This window comes from Pseudomonas brassicacearum (assembly GCF_003732265.1).
Lineage (GTDB): Bacteria > Pseudomonadota > Gammaproteobacteria > Pseudomonadales > Pseudomonadaceae > Aquipseudomonas > Aquipseudomonas brassicacearum_D.
In genome coordinates this window covers 117657-134514 of record NZ_MOBK01000010.1, presented here as the reverse complement: position 1 = coordinate 134514, position 16858 = coordinate 117657, and the positions used below count along the sequence as shown (strand labels likewise).

The window sequence follows — 16858 nt, the reverse complement described above, 5'->3', positions numbered from 1 at the left end:
AAACCCGGTTAAATGTGGGAGCGGGCTTGCTCGCGAAAGCTGCCGAAAGGTCACCGCTATTTAGAGAACCTGACGCAAAAAGGCCTGCGCCCGTGGATCCTTCGGCGCATCAAAGAACTCCGCCGGCGAAGCGTCTTCCAGCAATTTGCCGTGATCGAAGAACAGCACCCGATCCGCCACTTCCCGCGCAAAACCCATCTCATGGGTGACACAAACCATGGTCATGCCTTCCACTGCCAGGGTTTTCATCACGTCCAGCACTTCGCCGACCATTTCCGGGTCAAGCGCCGAAGTCGGTTCATCAAACAGCATGACCTTGGGTTCCATGGCCAACGCCCGCGCAATCGCCACGCGCTGTTGCTGACCACCGGACAGGCGCGACGGAAATTCGTTGGCCTTCTGTGCGATGCCAACCTTTTCCAGCAACGCCAAGGCCTTGGCCTCGCGCTCTTTCTTGCCGCGCTTGCGCACGACTTTCTGCGCCAGGCAGAGGTTTTCCAGGACGGTCATGTGCGGGAACAGGTTGAAGTGCTGAAACACCATGCCAACTTCGCGGCGGTAGGCGTTAACGTCGGTTTTCGGGTCGGCCAGTTGCAGGCCGTCGATGCTCACCGAACCCGAGTCGAATTCTTCCAGGCCATTGAGGCAGCGCAGGAAGGTCGATTTCCCGGAACCGGACGGGCCGATCACCACCAGCACTTCACCCTTGGCCACGTGCGTGGTGACGTTATCCACCGCACGAACCACCTGGCCGCGGGTGTCGAAGACTTTTACCAGATCGCGGACTTCAATCACTTTGCGCGAGCCTCCGCTCAAGCCGGCTGGCGATTTTCGACAGCGGCAGGTTGATCAACAGGTACAACCCGGCCACACAGAACAGGATTTCGAACGGCGAGAACGAGGTAGTGATGACTTCGCGGCCGCTTTTCAGCAGTTCGGTAATCGCGATCACCGAAACCAGCGACGTGTCCTTCACCAGACTGATGAATTGCCCGGCCAAGGGCGGCAGTACCCGTTTCAAGGCTTGCGGCATCACCACGTGACGCATCGACTGGCCCGCACTCAGGCCCAATGAACGTGCGGCCTCGTTCTGGCCGCGAGCGATGGACTGCACGCCGGAACGGATGATTTCCGCAACATAGGCGCCCGTGAACAGCGACAACGCGGCAATACCGGCGAATTCCCGGGACAGGTTCATCACGGTGCCGATGAAGAAATAGAAAATGAAAATCTGCACCAGCAGCGGCGTGCCACGGACCAGTTCGACGTAAATGGTCGAGAGATCGCGCAGGGTCGGGTTGTTCGACAGCCGGCACAGGCCGGTGACGAGGCCGATCAACAGGCCGAGTACGCCGGACACCACGGACAACCATAACGTGGTCCACAGCCCCCAAAGCAGCGGACCGGCAGCCCAATGGCGAGTCACGCCGATCACATCGCCTTCGGCCACATCATCACCCTGGGCGACTTGCAGGCTGTTGTCGTCAACCGTCACGCGCTGCTCATCACCCGCGTCGTTGCGCAGGGTGACTTCGGCTTTATCGCCCTTGCGCACCAGTTCGCTGACGGTGGAGATGTCGGCGGCACGCTGGGATTCTTCGGTGTGGTAGGCGAAGTATTGCGGCACGCGGTTCCAGCGCCATTCGTAGGACATCAGCGAGGTGGCGTAATACAACGCGCCGGCCAGGCCGATCAGCACCAGCACGGTTAAAACGTGCCAAGGCCATTGGGGTTTTTTTTGTTTCATTGAGGCTGAGGGTTCCGAATTTTTTGTCGCCAGTGAGGCCGCCTTCGCGAGCAAGCCCGCTCCCACATTTGATCTTCAGTGAATACAGGTTGTGTGTTCGACCTAGATCTAGTGTGGGAGCGGGCTTGCTCGCGAATGGCGCGACGCGGTCTATTTGACCGAGCCCTTATTCCATGTCTTTCTGCCAAGCAGTGTCTTTGAACCACTTGTCATGAATGCGATCGTAGGTGCCGTCTTCGTGGATCTGGTGCAGGAAGTTGTTGATGAAGTTGATGCTGTCGTAGTCACCCTTCTTCAGACCGAAGGCCAATGGCTCGTAGGTGAACGGCTTGTCGAGGAACACCAGTTTGCCGGCGCCGACCTTGTTTACAGCCACCACGTTGTACGGTGCGTCGTAGATGAAGGCGTCAGCCTTGCCATTGACCACGTCCAGCACCGCTTCCTGCTCGTTGTCGTAACCGTGGTACTTGGCTTTGGAGATCAGCTTCCTGGCGACCATTTCGCCAGTGGTGCCGAGCTTGGAGGTGATGCGGTACTCGTCGGTGTTCAGGTCTTTATAGGACTTGATGGTGCCTTCCAGCTCCTTGCGGATCAGCAGGGTCTGGCCGACGACGATGAACGGTTCACTGAAGTTCAGGCGCAGGTTGCGTTCCTGGGTCAGGGTCATGCCGCTGCCGATCATGTCGAACTTGTCGGTCATCAGGGCCGGGATGATGCCGTCGTAGCCGGTGGACACCAGCTCCAGCTTGACGCCCATGGCTTTGGACATGGCTTTGAGGATGTCGACTTCGAAACCGATGATCTCGCCGCGCTTGTTGGTCATCTCGAACGGCATGTAGGTCGGGTCCATGCCGACTTTCAGCGTGCCGCGCTTGACCGCGTCATCGATGGCACCGGCCTGCGCCGCGCTGACTGCAACCAATGCCGTGACGCCGACCAGCAGCATCGACAGATACTTCTTCATCATCATGTCCCCAAAACCATTGCGGTGTGAGGCGCGCAAAAACGGCGGTTTCCCTCGGGAAACTCACCCATACGGACAAAAAATTATCCGGGCGCACCAATTCGGGGACGGATCCTAAACTACTCGCCCGTTTGCACAAGGGTTTAAGCAGGATTTGTTGCCTGATACTGCGCAAAAAAAACCCCGCTTTCGCGGGGTTTTTTATTACGCCAACTGAGGCTGTGCGCTCAGCGGCTTGAGCGGCAGCAACGGCGCGTGGGGATCGGCTTGCACCGATTGACGCCAGGCTTGCAGCCATTCGGGGTGGCCTTCACTCCAGATCTGCTCATGCAGACGACCCAAAGCCACCGGGTCACTCAGCAATTGCACACGCTCATTGTTGTTCAGGCCTTCAGGCCCGACTTTCAAGGCGTGCCGAACCCGCTCTACCCGCAGCCATTCGATTGGCTCGGCCTGACCGTGACGCGAGGTCGCCAGCGAGCACGCCAGGGCGTTCTGCTGCGGATCGACCACCGACCGGACGAAGCCGTCGTTCAGTGCGTGATAACGGTTTTCGTGGGTGTACTGATCTGTGGCCAGCAGCGCCTGCGGCGGATTGTATTCCTCAGGGATCAGGAACAGGCTTTCGTCACGGGACTTCAAGCCCAGACCGACACGGCTGGAAATCACGGACACCGGGATCGACAGCATCAACGAACCGACAATCGGCACCAGCCACCACAGGAAGCTCGGGTTCAGCCAGATCACCAGCAAGGCCCAGAAGAAGCCCAGCAAGGTTTGAGGCCCGTGACGCTTGACCGCTTCGCTCCATGGCGTGGAGTCGTCGTCACGTTGCGGCGAGTTCCAGGTCGCGGCCCAGCCAAGGAACGCGGCGAGTACGAAACGGGTGTGGAAAATCATCCGCACCGGCGCCAGCAGCATGGAGAACAGCATCTCCAGCAGCATCGACATCGTCACCTTGAACTTGCCGCCGAACTCTGTCGCGCCTTTAGCCCAAATCAGGATGATGCTCAACAGCTTCGGCAGGAACAACAACACCACTGTCGTGGAGAACAGCGCGACAGCCTTGTCGGGATGCCATTGCGGCCACAGCGGATACAGCTGTCGCGGCTCCATGAAGTACTGCGGCTCCATCAGCGTATTGACCGCCAGCAGCGCCGTCGACAGTACAAGAAAGAAGAACCACAACGGCGCCGACAGGTAAGACATCACGCCGGTCAGGAACACCGCCCGGTGAACCGGGTGCATACCCTTGACCAGGAACAGGCGGAAGTTCATCAGGTTACCGTGGCACCAGCGACGGTCACGCTTGAGTTCGTCCAGCAGGTTCGGCGGCAGTTCTTCGTAACTGCCCGGCAAATCGTAGGCAATCCACACGCCCCAGCCGGCACGGCGCATCAGCGCGGCTTCAACGAAGTCGTGGGACAGAATCGCACCGGCGAAAGCACCTTTGCCCGGCAACGGCGCCAGGGCGCAGTGCTCGATGAACGGCTTCATGCGGATGATCGCGTTGTGGCCCCAGTAGTGGGATTCACCCAACTGCCAGAAGTGCAGACCGGCGGTAAACAACGGACCGTACACACGCGTCGCAAACTGTTGCATGCGTGCATACAGGGTGTCCATGCCCGACGCACGCGGCGCGGTCTGGATGATCCCTGCGTCCGGCGTGGCTTCCATCAAGCGCACCAGGCTGGTCAGGCATTCGCCGCTCATCACGGAGTCCGCGTCGAGCACGACCATGTACTTGTAGTCACCGCCCCAACGACGGCAGAAGTCGTCGAGGTTGCCGCTTTTACGTTTCACGCGACGGCGACGGCGGCGGTAGAAGATCTTGCCGAAGCCACCGGCTTCGCGGCAGACGTCCAGCCAGGCTTGCTGCTCGGCCACGCAAATGTCGGCGTCGTTACTGTCGCTGAGGACGAAGAAGTCGAAGCGATCCAGGTCACCCGTGGCCGCTACCGATTCAAACGTCGCCCGCAGACCGGCAAATACACGCGGCACGTCTTCGTTGCAGATCGGCATCACCAGTGCGGTGCGCGCATCCTTCGGAATCGGCTCGTTACCGGCGCTTTTACCGGAGATGCGGTATTTATCGTGCCCGGTGAGCAACTCGAGGAAGCCCATCAGCGCAGTCCAGAAACCGGCCGACACCCAGCAGAACAGAATCCCGAACAGAATCAGGATGCTGGTTTGCAATGCGTATGGCAGCACTTGCGTGGCGGTTTGCAGCAGCGGTTGATGCAGCACTTCGTTGAGGTCGACGAACGACCAGCCCTGGTACGGCATGATGCCTTTCATGTACCAGCCGGCGACGATGGTCTGCCCGAGCATCAATACCAGCAGAATGTAGCGACGGATCGAACCGACAGTGCGCCAGCGAGCTGCCGGCAACACACGTTCATCTTTCGGCGGCGCCGGCGGATTGGTGCGACCGGTCAGACGACGCCAGCCACGCACCAGAATGTTGGTGCGCCACGGCTCCGGCACGACTTTGGTCCGACGGATCGGCGGTGTGGCCTTGAGGAAAACCCGACCGCTGGCGTCGGCTGCCAGCATTTCCGCGTCTTCCAGTTCTTGCGCAGTGTTCAGGGTCAAGCGACGGCCTACCGAGGCTTGGGCAGCCTCGGCCGGAGCGTCGAACGCCTGCGACGACAGACGCTGGTGCAATTCGCTGAAGGACTGGCAGCCCGCGAGTTCCGCGCGCTGCTCGTCGGTCATCGGTAGATGCGCCAGATACTCGGCAAGCGTCTCTGGCTGTACTTGAGAATTACTCATCGGCAGACAACTGATAGCTCCAGGTCTCGGTCAGGACTTCTTCAGTCGATGCCGATTCCGGTGTGGCTGGGGCCGCGTCGGCAGCTACTGGCTGCTTGGCGTCTTTATTAGCCTTGTCCTTGGCATCTGCAACCGGTTTGGCATCGGCCTGCTTGGCTTCTGCTTGCTTGGCTTCCTTGTCGGCCTTTTCCTGTTGCTTGGCGGCAACCTTGTCCGCTTTGGCGACAGACGAATTCGAGGCTGGAATCGAGGTCTTGGCCAGGTCTGCCGGCACGATGTTCTGCACCAGGGCCGCACGCATTTCGGTGGCTTTGCCCGCGTCCTTGATCTTCATGCGCAGCGTCAGGCGCCAGCCCTTGGTCTCAGGGTTGTAACGCACGCTGTTCTCGACCAGTTCGGCGTTGTCGCCCACGCTGACCTGGCTGCGAACGTCCGCATCCGGTGGCAATGCCGCCAGGGACGGGCCTTCGAAGTCCACCAGATAAGCAACGCTGCCGTCCGGCTGACGGATCAGGTTGGACTGTTTAACGTCACCGGTGGAACGCAGGGTCTGCTTGACCCAGGCACTGTCAGGCGCGTGAATCGCGGATTCGTCCATGGTCCAGTGCATGCGATAGGCAACATCGAGCGGCTGGCCTGGCTCCGGCAGTTTTTCCGGGTTCCAGAAAGCCACGATATTATCGTTGGTTTCGTCGGCGGTCGGAATCTCGACCAGATCCACGGTACCTTTGCCCCAGTCACCCTTCGGCTCGATCCAGGCACTTGGGCGCTTGTCGTAGCGATCGTCGAGGTCTTCGTAGTGGCTGAAATCACGGCCACGTTGCAGCAGACCAAAACCACGCGGGTTCTCGACCGAGAAATTGCTCACCGACAGATGTTTCGGGTTGTTCAACGGACGCCAGATCCACTCGCCGTTGCCGGCATGGATCGCCAGGCCGCTGGAATCGTGCAGTTCACGACGGTAGTTCAGCACTTTCGAGGGCTGGTTGGCGCCGAACAGGTACATGCTGGTCAATGGGGCGACACCCAGCTTGCCGACCTTGTCACGCAGGAACATCTGCGCCTTGACGTCGACAATGGTGTCGCTGCCCGGACGCAGGGTCAGGCGATAGGCACCGGTCGCACGTGGCGAATCCAGCAAGGCGAAAATCACCAGGTGTTTGTCACCCGGCTTTGGCTGCTGAATCCAGAACTCGGTGAAACGCGGGAATTCTTCGCCGGACGGCAATGCGGTATCAATCGCCATGCCACGCGCAGACAAACCATAGACGTGCCCCTTGCCGACGACGCGGAAGTAGCTGGCGCCGAGCATGGTCATGATTTCGTCTTGCTTGTCAGCCTTGTTGATCGGGTACAGCACCCGGAAACCGGCATAACCCAGTTGTTCGGTGGCCTTGGGATCGAACTTCACGTCGCCGAAATCGAAACGACTTGGGTCGTATTTGATTTCTTCGACGGAGTTAGCCGTGATTTCGTTGATTTTCACCGGTGTATCGAAATGCATACCCTGGTGATAGAACGACAGCTTGAATGGGGTCTTCTGATCGGCCCATTCGGCTTTTTCGGTCAGGAAACGAATTTTCTGATAATCCGCGAATTTCATCTCGCGGAACTCGTTCGGCAGGTTACTGCGCGGAGCTTCGTATTTTTGTGCGGCCAGCTCTTTTGCCTTGACCGACACATCCTCCAGATTGAATGCCCAAAGCTGGCCGGCGCTGAATAGGCAGAGCAGTGCAGAGCCCGCTACCAGAGCGCTTCGGAACCGTTTGGCAGTCAATTTTGGTGCATTACAGGGACTAACAATCACGAGCAACCCTCGCCGAAAACAGATCAAAAAACCAACGGCCAGTTGAAGGGTTTGCACGGTCAACGGCATGAAAAAACCGACCTTGCAAACCACTCTTGCCAAGTTGGCGAGCATTGTTCCGACTCCGATGGGGCTAAATGATTCCCCAAACGGTCCAGGACAAGTCTCTACCTAAGTCAAAATGGACCAACGAACGCCGATCCCCGTAGCGCGCGATTATCTAGTAGGCCGCGTTACAACGCATCAGGCGCAACAAAGTATTTCTCGCGAAAAACGCCTGTTTACAGTCGAAAAGCCCTTAAAAAGTTGTTTCAAGCGCTTTCAGGTCTGTAACAGGAAGGTTACCGGGCCATCGTTGACCAGGTGCACCTGCATATCCGCGCCGAATCTACCTGATGCCACAGTGCCATGCACCTGTTTCGCTTTGCCTAATAGATAGTCGAAAAGCTCCTCACCCAACGCGGGAGGGGCCGCGGTCGAAAAACTCGGACGCAGCCCGCTTTTTGTGTCAGCAGCCAGGGTGAACTGTGAGACCAGCAGCAACCCTCCACCGACATCCGCCAGGGACAGATTCATCTTGCCCTCGGCGTCGCTGAATACCCGATAGTTAAGCAGCTTATTCAGAAGTTTGTCGGCACTGGCCCGAGTATCCTCGGGCTCGACGGCGACCAGTACCAGCAACCCCTGGTCGATCGCCCCCACCACTTCCCCCGCAACCTCGACTCGCGCACACCGCACGCGTTGCAGCAGGCCCTTCATGCTTCTTCGGGCGGCAAGTCGAGCAAGCGGCGCGCCATCTGACCGGCGGCCCGTACCAACGCATCGGTGATGCCCGGCTCGGCGGCGGCATGGCCGGCGTCACGGATGATCTGTAATTCACTGTTCGGCCAGTTCTGGTGCAATTCCCAGGCGTTATCCAACGGGCAAATCACATCGTAGCGACCGTGGATGATCACACCGGGCAAATGGGCAATCTTGCCCATGTCACGGATGAGCTGGTTGGGTTCAAGGAAGGCATTGTTGGTGAAGTAGTGACATTCGATGCGTGCAATCGACAACGCGCGCTGAGGTTCCGAGAAGCGATCGACCACCAGCGGGTTCGGACGCAACGTCGCGGTCCGGCCTTCCCACGTGGACCAGGCCTTGGCCGCATGCATCTGGGCAATCTGGTCGTTGCCGATCAGGCGCTTGTGGAAAGCGCTGAGCAAGTCGCCCCGCTCGTCCAGCGGGATCGGCGCAATGTAGTCCTGCCAGTAATCGGGGAACAGACGACTGGCGCCCGCCTGGTAGAACCACTCGATTTCCTGCGCACGACAGAGAAAGATCCCGCGCAGGATCAGACCGTGGACACGCTCCGGGTGGGTTTGCGCGTAGGCCAGCGCCAGGGTCGAACCCCAGGAGCCGCCAAACAGCACCCATTTGTCGATGCCCAGATGCTTGCGAATTCGCTCAAGGTCGGCGACCAGATCCCAGGTGGTGTTGTTTTCGAGGCTGGCGTGGGGGGTGGAGCGCCCGCAACCACGCTGGTCAAAGGTGACAATGCGATACAGGTTTGGATCGAAATACCGACGGCTCTGGGCATCACACCCGGCGCCGGGGCCGCCGTGGATGAACACCACCGGCAAACCTTCCGGTGAACCGCTTTCGTCGACGTAGAGCGTATGGGTGTCATCGACGGCCAGATCGTGCCGGGCGTGGGGTTTGATCTGCGGGTACAAAGTCTGCATTGCGCGCTCCGTAAGGGGTCGAGGTCATCCCTGGGGGGACTTCTATTATTCTGCCGTCCGGCATCATAAACCCGAATTACGTCAATGAGCATGCCCCTTGCTGCGTCAGAGTCTGTCAGCCAAAAACCCGAGCAGCGTTTCATAGAGTGCGTCGACCTCGGCGGCCTCGCCGCGCGCGCGCAAACAGCCGTGAACCAGCCCTTCGCCGTAGTACAACGTGGTGGCCACACCAGCGGCTTCCAGTTGTTCGGCGTAGAGCACGCCGTCATCGCGCAGCGGATCGAATTGCGCAACGGCAATCAAGGCCGGCGGCAGTCCACCGAAATGCCCGGCGAGCAATGGCATGGCATAGGCGCCCGGCTGTCGGCTGCCGCGCAAGTACAAGGCGTGATAGCAATCGACATCGCTGCTGCTGAGTAACGGTGCGTCGATGCATTCGCTGCGCGATGGCGATTGCTGATTGCCACCCAGGCCCGGATAGATCAGGACTTGCGCAGCCGGCAGTGGCTCGTGGGCATCGCGCAGCGCCAGGCACAATGCCGCCGCCAGATTGCCGCCGGCACTGTCCCCCATCACCAGCGTTCGTTGGGGATCAAGCCGGAACGGGCCGGTGCGCAACGCGCGCCAGACTTTGAGGCAATCATCGAACCCCGCTGGAAACGGATGCTCCGGCGCCAGACGGTAATCGACGGCAATCACCAACACACCGAGTGTCGAGGCGAGCTCGGCGCAGATGAAGTCATGGGAATCCAGATCACCGACCACCCACCCACCACCGTGCAGATACACAATGCACGAGCACGCATCGGACGATGGCGACGCGTGTGGCTGGTAAGACCTGACAGCCACACCGGCCAAATCGAAATCGACGACATAGAGCCCTTCAGGACGCGGCGGGGTGAACGCCCGGCACATCTCGCTGTAGGCCAGGCGCAAACCGGCGAGGCTGGTGTCGGTGCTGTTGAAGCTGACGGTTTTGTCGACGAAGGCCGTCATCTGTTCGGAAAGCGGGTAGGAAGTCATGAGCCAGTGTCAGTCCGTCAGAATGTCGTGAAGAGGGCCTTTGTGGCGAGGGGGCTTGCCCCCGCTGGGTTGCGAAGCAACCCCATAGCCATTCAACCCAGTTGCATCAGGCACACCCTGTCAGCCGGATTGACGACGGCTTCGCCGCCGAACGGGACGGTGCGGCGATCCGACAAGCCCCCTCACCACAGGGGTGTACTCGTCATTACCGGTGGGTCAGTTTTTCAGGCTGGCCTGTACGGTTGCGACGCCATCCTTGCCATCAAAACTGGACACCCCCGCCAACCAGCGCTGCAAATCTTGCGGGTTATCACGCAACCATTGCCGGGCCACGTCCTGAGGTGTCTTGCGCTCCATGATCGGCACCATCAACTGGCTTTCCTGGGACGCGGTAAACGTCAGGTTTTCCAGCAGACGGTTGACGTTCGGGCAACGCTCGGCGTAATCCGGCGCGGTAACGGTGGAAACGGTGGCCGCGCCTTCGTTCGGCCCGTACACGTCTTCACTGCCGGTCAGGTAGGCGATCTTCATGTTGATGTTCATCGGGTGCGGGGTCCAGCCGACGAACACCACGAATTCCTTGCGGTTCACTGCGCGTTGCACGGCGGCAAGCATGCCGGCCTCACCGGACTCGATCAGTTTGAAATCCTTCAAGCCAAAGTGATTGGTCTCGATCATGGTTTTGATCGTGGTGTTGGCGCCGCTTCCCGGCTCTATGCCATAGATCTTGCCACCGAGCTGATCCTTGAATTTTGCGATATCTGCGAAAGTTTTCAATCCAGCGGCGGCCACGTAATCAGGCACCGCGAGCGTCGCCTGGGCATCGGCCAGGCTCGGCTTGTCCATGACCTTCACCTGATTGGCGGCCACAAACGGCGCGATGTTTTTGTCCATCGCCGGTTTCCAGTAACCGAGGAAGATGTCGAGGCGCTTGTCGCGGATGCCGGCGAAGATGATTTGCTGCACGGCGCTGGTTTGCTTGCTTTCGTAGCCGAGGCCATTGAGCAGCACATCGGCCATGCCGCTGGTGGCGATGACGTCGGTCCAGTTGACCACGCCCATGCGCACAGCCTTGCAGGAAGCATCATCACTGGCCAGGACGCTGGTGCTCAGAAGAGCGGTGCCGCAGAGGATTGAGAGACAGCGGGTGAACAGTCTTTTCATCGGGAGAGTCTCGTGCGGCAGATTATTGTGAGGGCCGGTGTCTTCGTGCACCGTGCTCAGCACATTACGCAGCAGCGAGAGGGTAAAAGCGAACTGTGGCGACCGAGTTTTGCACGGTGGCGACAGAATCGAAGAGCCATCGAGACGAATGAAAACCTGTGGCGAGGGGGCTTGCCCCCGTTGGGCCGCGGAGCGGCCCCAAAAAAATCTACGACCGCTTCGCGCTCGAACGGGGGCAAGCCCCCTCGCCACAGGGTTAGGCTGCGTAGCGTTTATTGCCCCAAGTGAGCAGGCCTTGCAGCAATTCCTTGAGCACCACTTGCGTCGGCTCGGCCAGATCCGGGCGATAGCGGAACGGCTCGAACTCTTCCATGTACGTGCACTGCCCCAACTCCAGTTGCACCGCATGAATGTTTTCGGCCGGGTTACCGTAATGCCGGGTGATGTGGCCGCCCTTGAAGCGACCGTTCAGCACATGGCTGTAGTCGCCGTGACGCGCGCAGATCGCTTCCAGCTGAGTGGCCAACTGCGGATCGCAACTGGCGCCATTGAAAGTACCGAGGTTGAAGTCCGGCAGTTTGCCGTCGAACAGGTGCGGGATGATCGAGCGGATCGAGTGCGCGTCAAACAGCAACGCATAACCGAACTCGGCTTTCAGTCGCGCCAGTTCGTTCTGCAAGGTCGTGTGATACGGCGTCCAGATCTGCTCCAGATAGGTCGCGCGTTCTTCTTTCGACGGCTCCAGCCCTTCGCGGAACAATGGAATGCCATCGAATAGCGTCGCCGGGTACAGACCAGTGGTCGCGCCGACATACAAAGGCTTGTCGTCGGATGGCCGGTTCAGGTCGATCACGAACCGCGAATACTCGGCAGCCAACGTGCTCGCGCCCAACTCGGCGGCAAACTCGTAAAGCTGCGGAATGTGCCAGTCGGTGTCCGGCAGGCTGCGGGCGTCGGGGATCAACCCGGCTTCGACCGCCGGGGTCAGGCGCAGGCCGGCGTGGGGCATGCTGATCAGCAGCGGCACGCGGCCTTGTTTGAAGTTCAGAACCTTATCCACAACTGCTCTCCTAAACGCTTGTCTCGACGCCGTGACGCACGACGCGTTTTTCCAGGTCACCGCCCAGCCAGTACGACAGGTCGGCCGGCCGATCGATTTGCCAGGCGACAAAATCCGCGACCTTGCCGGCCTCCAGCGAACCGTGGGTGTCGGCCATGCCCAGCGCGGTGGCGGCATGAATCGTTGCACCGGCCAGGGCTTCTTCCGGGGTCATGCGGAAACAGGTGCAGGCCATGTTCAGCATCAAGCGCAACGACAGCGCCGGCGAGGTGCCGGGGTTGAGGTCGCTGGCGATGGCGATTTTCACGCCGTGCTTGCGCAGGGCTTCCATTGGCGGCAACTGGGTTTCCCGCAGGAAGTAGAACGCGCCCGGCAGCAGCACCGCGACGGTGCCCGACTTGGCCATGGCGATGGCGTCGTCCTCGGTCATGAACTCCAGGTGATCGGCCGACAGTGCGTGATAACGCGCCGCCAGGCTCGAACCGTGCAGCGAGGACAGTTGCTCGGCGTGCAGCTTCACCGGTAAACCGAGTTCTTGTGCGGTGATGAACACACGCTCAACCTGCGCCGGCGAGAACGCCAGGTATTCGCAGAAGGCGTCCACTGCATCCACCAACCCTTCGGCGGCCAGGGCCGGAAGCATGTCGGCGCAGATGTGATCGATGTAGTCGTCGGCGCGATCGGCATATTCCGGTGGCAAGGCGTGGGCAGCCAGGCAGGTGCTGCGCACGCTCACCGGCAGCTCGGCGCCGAGGCGGCGGATCACGCGAAGGATTTTGCGTTCGCTGGCCAGGTCCAGGCCGTAGCCGGATTTCATTTCGACCGTGGTCACGCCGTCGCGCATCAGGCTTTTCAGGCGCTTGGCGGCGCTGGCGAACAGTTCGTCTTCGGTCGCCGCGCGAGTAGCGCGCACGGTGCTGGCGATACCACCACCGGCCGCGGCGATTTCCGCGTAACTGACGCCTTGCAGACGCTGTTCGAATTCACCGCTGCGGTTACCGCCAAACACCGTGTGGGTGTGGCAGTCGATCAGGCCCGGCGTTACCCAGGCCCCTTTCAAATCGTTGACGGCCGGGTATTCACCCGCCGGCAGTTCAGTGCGTGGGCCAATCCACTCAATGTGCGCACCGGACGTCACGATGGCCGCATCCTCGATGATCGAGTAGACGCCTTGCGCCATGGTTGCGACGTGGCAGTGTTGCCAGAGAGTTTTCATCCCGAGTCTCCATCAAATTCAAAATCGATTCGCGAGCAGGCTCGCTCCCACAGGAGATTGCGTACTCCCTGTGGGAGCGAGCCTGCTCGCGAAGGGGCCCTTACAGGCTAGGCAGCAACTTCACCGACAGCAGCTCATTCAGGCAACGGGTCGCCAACAACTCGGTCGCGGCATTGATGTCCGGTGCGAAGAAGCGGTCCTTCTCATAGAACGGCACTTCGTTACGCAGAATCGCCCGCGCCTTTTCCAGTTTCGGCGAAGTCTTCAGGCCATTGCGCAAGTCCAAGCCTTGAGCCGCTGCCAACCATTCCACCGCGAGCACACCGCGGGTGTTTTCGGCCATTTCCCACAGGCGCTTGCCCGCCGCCGGAGCCATGGACACATGGTCTTCCTGGTTCGCCGAGGTCGGCAGGCTATCCACCGAATGCGGATGCGCCAGGGCCTTGTTCTCGCTGGCCAGTGCCGCGGCAGTCACCTGGGCGATCATGAAGCCGGAGTTCACGCCGCCATTGGCCACCAGGAACGGCGGCAGTTGCGACATGTGCTTGTCCATCATCAGCGAAATGCGACGCTCGCTCAGGGAGCCGATTTCGGCGATGGCCAGCGCCATGTTGTCGGCGGCCATGGCCACCGGTTCGGCGTGGAAGTTACCGCCGGAAATCACGTCGCCTTCAGCGGCGAACACCAGCGGGTTATCCGACACGGCGTTGGCTTCGACGACCAACACTTCGGCAGCCTGACGGAACTGGGTCAGGCAAGCGCCCATGACTTGTGGCTGGCAGCGCAAGGAGTACGGGTCCTGGACCTTTTCGCAGTTCTCGTGCGAGTCGGACACTTCGCTGCGCTCACCCAGCAAATCGCGGTACGCGGCAGCCGCGTCGATCTGGCCTTTCTGGCCACGGGCAGCGTGGATGCGTGCGTCGAACGGCGAGCGCGAGCCCAATACCGCTTCAACGGTCAGCGCACCCAGCGCCACAGCGCCAGCGAACAGGTCTTCACCTTCGAACAGACCACGCAAGGCGTAAGCAGTCGACACCTGAGTGCCATTGAGCAGCGCCAGACCTTCTTTCGCGGCCAGGGTCAGCGGAGTCAGACCAGCGATTTTCAGCGCTTCGGTGGCTTCCATCCACTCGCCCTTGTAGCGCGCCTTGCCTTCGCCCAGCAGCACCAGCGACATGTGGGCCAGAGGCGCCAAATCGCCGGAAGCACCGACTGAACCTTTCAACGGGATATGCGGGTAAACCTCGGCGTTGATCAGGGCGATCAGCGCGTCGATGACCACACGGCGAATACCGGAGAAACCACGGCTCAGGCTGTTGACCTTGAGCACCATGACCAGGCGCACCAGCGCGTCGCTGATCGGCTCGCCGACACCGGCGGCGTGGGACAACACCAGCGAGCGCTGGAGGTTTTCCAGGTCTTCGCTGGCGATGCGGGTCGAGGCCAGCAGGCCGAAACCGGTGTTGATGCCGTAGGCGGTGCGGTTCTCGGCGAGAATTTGTTCTACACAGGCAACGCTGGCCTCGATCTGCGCCGAGGCGCTGTTGTCGAGGGTGATTTTGACCGGTTGCTGATACACATCACGCAGTTGGGCAAGGCTCAGTTGGCCGGGAATCAAATTAAGCGCAGTCACATCATTCTCCTTTTGAGAGTTTTTATTAACTAACCAGACGCTCCGGAGATTTCCGTTGTCCGTCGCTTCCCGACTTTGTGAGAGGGGCTGGCGCCTTGGCACGCTGGTGTTGTGGATTTCAGTTCAGGTTCGGTACAGCCTTGTGCAGCAAATTCTGTTCTTTCAATACGGCGGCAGCGGCAGCAATGTCCGGCGCCAGCCAGCGGTCCTGATCATAAGCCGGAACACGCTCGCGCAGCAGACGCCACGCCGCATCAGTGCCCGCGCCGAAGCGTTGCTCTTTCAAGAATTCAAACGCCTGGGCCGCCAGCAAGTACTCGATGGCAAGGATCTGCGTGCAGTTTTCCAATGCGCGATGCAGCTTCAGCGCAGCGTTGGTGCCCAGGCTCAAGTGGTCTTCCTGCAGTCCGGACGTAACGTAGTTGTCGAGCACGGCCGGTTGCGCCAATTGACGGTTTTCCGCGCACAGGGAAGCGGCGACGTACTGGACGATCATCATCCCGGAGTTGACGCCCGGATTGGCCACCAGAAACGCCGGCAGACCGCTGACGTGCGGGTTGATCAGGCGATCGAGGCGACGCTCGGCGATGGAGCCGATTTCTGCCATGGCGATGGCCAGCAGGTCCGCCGCCATCGCTACGGACTGGCCGTGCGGGTTGGCTTGGGAAACGACGCGGTAGTTGTCCGGTGTACCCAGCACCAACGGGTTGTCGGTGGCGCCGTTGAGTTCGTTTTCGATCTGTTGAGTCGCGTGAACCAGCTGGTCACGGGCAGCGCCGTGGACCTGCGGGATCGAGCGAATGCTCAAGGCGTCCTGGGTGCGAATGCCTTTGCTGCTGGCGATCACTTCACTGCCATCGAGCACGGCGCGCAGGTTGATGCCAACTTGCTGCATGCCCGGGTGCGGTTTGAGCGCGATGATCTCGGCGTCGAACGCATCGATCTGACCGCGCTGGGCTTCGAAACTCATGGCGCCGATCACGTCGGCCCACAGCAGCAAATGCGCAGCGTCGGCAATCGCCAGGCAACTGAGGCCGGTCATGCACGGCGTGCCGTTGACCAGGCACAAACCGTCCTTGGCGCCGAGCTTGACCGGTTGCAGGCCTTCTTCGGCCAGGGCTTGCTGAGCGGAGACGATTTGCCCGCGATAGCTGACATTGCCGACACCCAGCAACGCGATGCCGATGTGCGCCATGTGCGTCAGGTAGCCGACGGAACCCTGGGACGGCACTTGCGGGGTGATGCCACGGTTGAGCAGCGCCAGCAGGGCTTCGACCACCTGGCGGTGCAGGCCGGATTTGCCGTGGCTGTAGTTGACGACGGCGGCGCACATGATGGCGCGAGTCTGCTCGTTGGTCAGCGGTGCGCCGACACCACAGGCGTGGCTGAGCAGGGTGTTGCGCGACAGTTGGCTGAGTTGTTCATCTTGCAGGGAGACGTTGCACAACGCGCCCAGCCCGGTGTTGATGCCATAGGCACGCTCGCCGCTGGTAACGATGCGCTGGACGATGCCCTGAGCATTTTCAATGCGTGCCCAGACCGGCGCCGACAGCTCAAGCTGTGCGCCATGACGGGCGACGGCGACCACATCCTGCCAACGGACCTGCGCTTCGGTGATAACGATTTTTTCAGCCTGGGACATCTTTGACCTCAACTGTATTTCTTCAATTTTGATGCAACTCCACCGCCGCCTTCGCGAGCAGGCTCGCTCCCACAGGGGATGCATTCCAATGTGGGAGCGA

Annotated in this window: 13 protein-coding genes; all 13 read right to left on the bottom strand. The window is 60.4% G+C overall.

All coding sequences use genetic code 11. The features are described from left to right. Nucleotides 1-60 precede the first annotated feature (60 nt). The 13 genes from BK660_RS24600 to hutH (BK660_RS24530) all read right to left on the bottom strand — a co-directional run bounded on the left by BK660_RS24600 (nucleotide 61) and on the right by hutH (BK660_RS24530) (nucleotide 16758). On the bottom strand, nucleotides 61-795 hold the full coding sequence (locus BK660_RS24600) for an amino acid ABC transporter ATP-binding protein (protein ID WP_109627537.1): 735 nt from the start codon (nucleotides 793-795) through the stop codon (nucleotides 61-63). Continuing rightward, nucleotides 788-1747, bottom strand: coding sequence for an amino acid ABC transporter permease (locus BK660_RS24595; RefSeq protein WP_123435477.1), 960 nt, complete (start codon nucleotides 1745-1747; stop codon nucleotides 788-790). The genes BK660_RS24600 and BK660_RS24595 overlap by 8 nt, the downstream gene beginning before the upstream one ends. Before the next feature lie 166 nt (nucleotides 1748-1913). Further along, nucleotides 1914-2711: a transporter substrate-binding domain-containing protein gene (locus BK660_RS24585; RefSeq protein WP_123435591.1), complete on the bottom strand. Its 798-nt coding sequence runs from the start codon at nucleotides 2709-2711 to the stop codon at nucleotides 1914-1916. A gap of 204 nt (nucleotides 2712-2915) precedes the next feature. Beyond that, nucleotides 2916-5486: a glucans biosynthesis glucosyltransferase MdoH gene (mdoH, locus tag BK660_RS24580; RefSeq protein WP_123435476.1), complete on the bottom strand. Its 2571-nt coding sequence runs from the start codon at nucleotides 5484-5486 to the stop codon at nucleotides 2916-2918. After that, nucleotides 5479-7293 carry a glucan biosynthesis protein G gene (locus tag BK660_RS24575; RefSeq protein ID WP_123435590.1) on the bottom strand — a complete coding sequence of 605 codons (1815 nt, stop codon included), beginning with the start codon at nucleotides 7291-7293 and terminating at the stop codon, nucleotides 5479-5481. The genes mdoH and BK660_RS24575 overlap by 8 nt, the downstream gene beginning before the upstream one ends. Before the next feature lie 321 nt (nucleotides 7294-7614). Continuing rightward, entirely contained in the window at nucleotides 7615-8052 is a 438-nt protein-coding gene (dtd, locus tag BK660_RS24570) for a D-aminoacyl-tRNA deacylase (RefSeq protein ID WP_123435475.1), read from the bottom strand. After that, entirely contained in the window at nucleotides 8049-9020 is a 972-nt protein-coding gene (gene pip / locus BK660_RS24565; protein ID WP_123435474.1) for a prolyl aminopeptidase, read from the bottom strand. The genes dtd and pip overlap by 4 nt, the downstream gene beginning before the upstream one ends. A 105-nt stretch (nucleotides 9021-9125) precedes the next feature. Next, nucleotides 9126-10043 (bottom strand): alpha/beta hydrolase, encoded by a 918-nt coding sequence (locus tag BK660_RS24560; protein WP_123435473.1) that lies wholly within the window; start codon nucleotides 10041-10043, stop codon nucleotides 9126-9128. A gap of 216 nt (nucleotides 10044-10259) precedes the next feature. Further along, nucleotides 10260-11207, bottom strand: coding sequence for a choline ABC transporter substrate-binding protein (locus tag BK660_RS24555; protein WP_123435472.1), 948 nt, complete (start codon nucleotides 11205-11207; stop codon nucleotides 10260-10262). A gap of 256 nt (nucleotides 11208-11463) precedes the next feature. Continuing rightward, on the bottom strand, nucleotides 11464-12267 hold the full coding sequence (hutG, locus tag BK660_RS24545; protein ID WP_123435470.1) for an N-formylglutamate deformylase: 804 nt from the start codon (nucleotides 12265-12267) through the stop codon (nucleotides 11464-11466). Nucleotides 12268-12277: 10 nt separating this feature from the next. Then, nucleotides 12278-13483, bottom strand: coding sequence for an imidazolonepropionase (gene hutI / locus BK660_RS24540; protein WP_123435469.1), 1206 nt, complete (start codon nucleotides 13481-13483; stop codon nucleotides 12278-12280). 100 nt (nucleotides 13484-13583) lie between these two features. Next, a complete protein-coding gene (gene hutH / locus BK660_RS24535; RefSeq protein WP_123435468.1) occupies nucleotides 13584-15116 on the bottom strand; it encodes a histidine ammonia-lyase in 1533 nt (510 codons plus the stop codon). A gap of 118 nt (nucleotides 15117-15234) precedes the next feature. Then, the gene (hutH, locus tag BK660_RS24530) at nucleotides 15235-16758 is read right to left on the bottom strand and encodes a histidine ammonia-lyase (protein ID WP_123435467.1); all 1524 of its coding nucleotides are present in this window, start codon (nucleotides 16756-16758) and stop codon (nucleotides 15235-15237) included. Nucleotides 16759-16858 lie beyond the last annotated feature (100 nt).

What these genes read in the sequence shown, in the direction of transcription:
- BK660_RS24595 (WP_123435477.1), bottom strand. Translation starts at nt 1,747, where the DNA reads ATGAAACAAAAAAAACCCCAATGGCCTTGGCACGTTTTAACCGTGCTG.
- BK660_RS24585 (WP_123435591.1), bottom strand. Translation starts at nt 2,711, where the DNA reads ATGAAGAAGTATCTGTCGATGCTGCTGGTCGGCGTCACGGCATTGGTT.
- mdoH (WP_123435476.1), bottom strand. Translation starts at nt 5,486, where the DNA reads ATGAGTAATTCTCAAGTACAGCCAGAGACGCTTGCCGAGTATCTGGCG.
- BK660_RS24560 (WP_123435473.1), bottom strand. Translation starts at nt 10,043, where the DNA reads ATGACTTCCTACCCGCTTTCCGAACAGATGACGGCCTTCGTCGACAAA.
- pip (WP_123435474.1), bottom strand. Translation starts at nt 9,020, where the DNA reads ATGCAGACTTTGTACCCGCAGATCAAACCCCACGCCCGGCACGATCTG.
- hutI (WP_123435469.1), bottom strand. Translation starts at nt 13,483, where the DNA reads ATGAAAACTCTCTGGCAACACTGCCACGTCGCAACCATGGCGCAAGGC.
- hutH (WP_123435467.1), bottom strand. Translation starts at nt 16,758, where the DNA reads ATGTCCCAGGCTGAAAAAATCGTTATCACCGAAGCGCAGGTCCGTTGG.
- dtd (WP_123435475.1), bottom strand. Translation starts at nt 8,052, where the DNA reads ATGAAGGGCCTGCTGCAACGCGTGCGGTGTGCGCGAGTCGAGGTTGCG.
- BK660_RS24555 (WP_123435472.1), bottom strand. Translation starts at nt 11,207, where the DNA reads ATGAAAAGACTGTTCACCCGCTGTCTCTCAATCCTCTGCGGCACCGCT.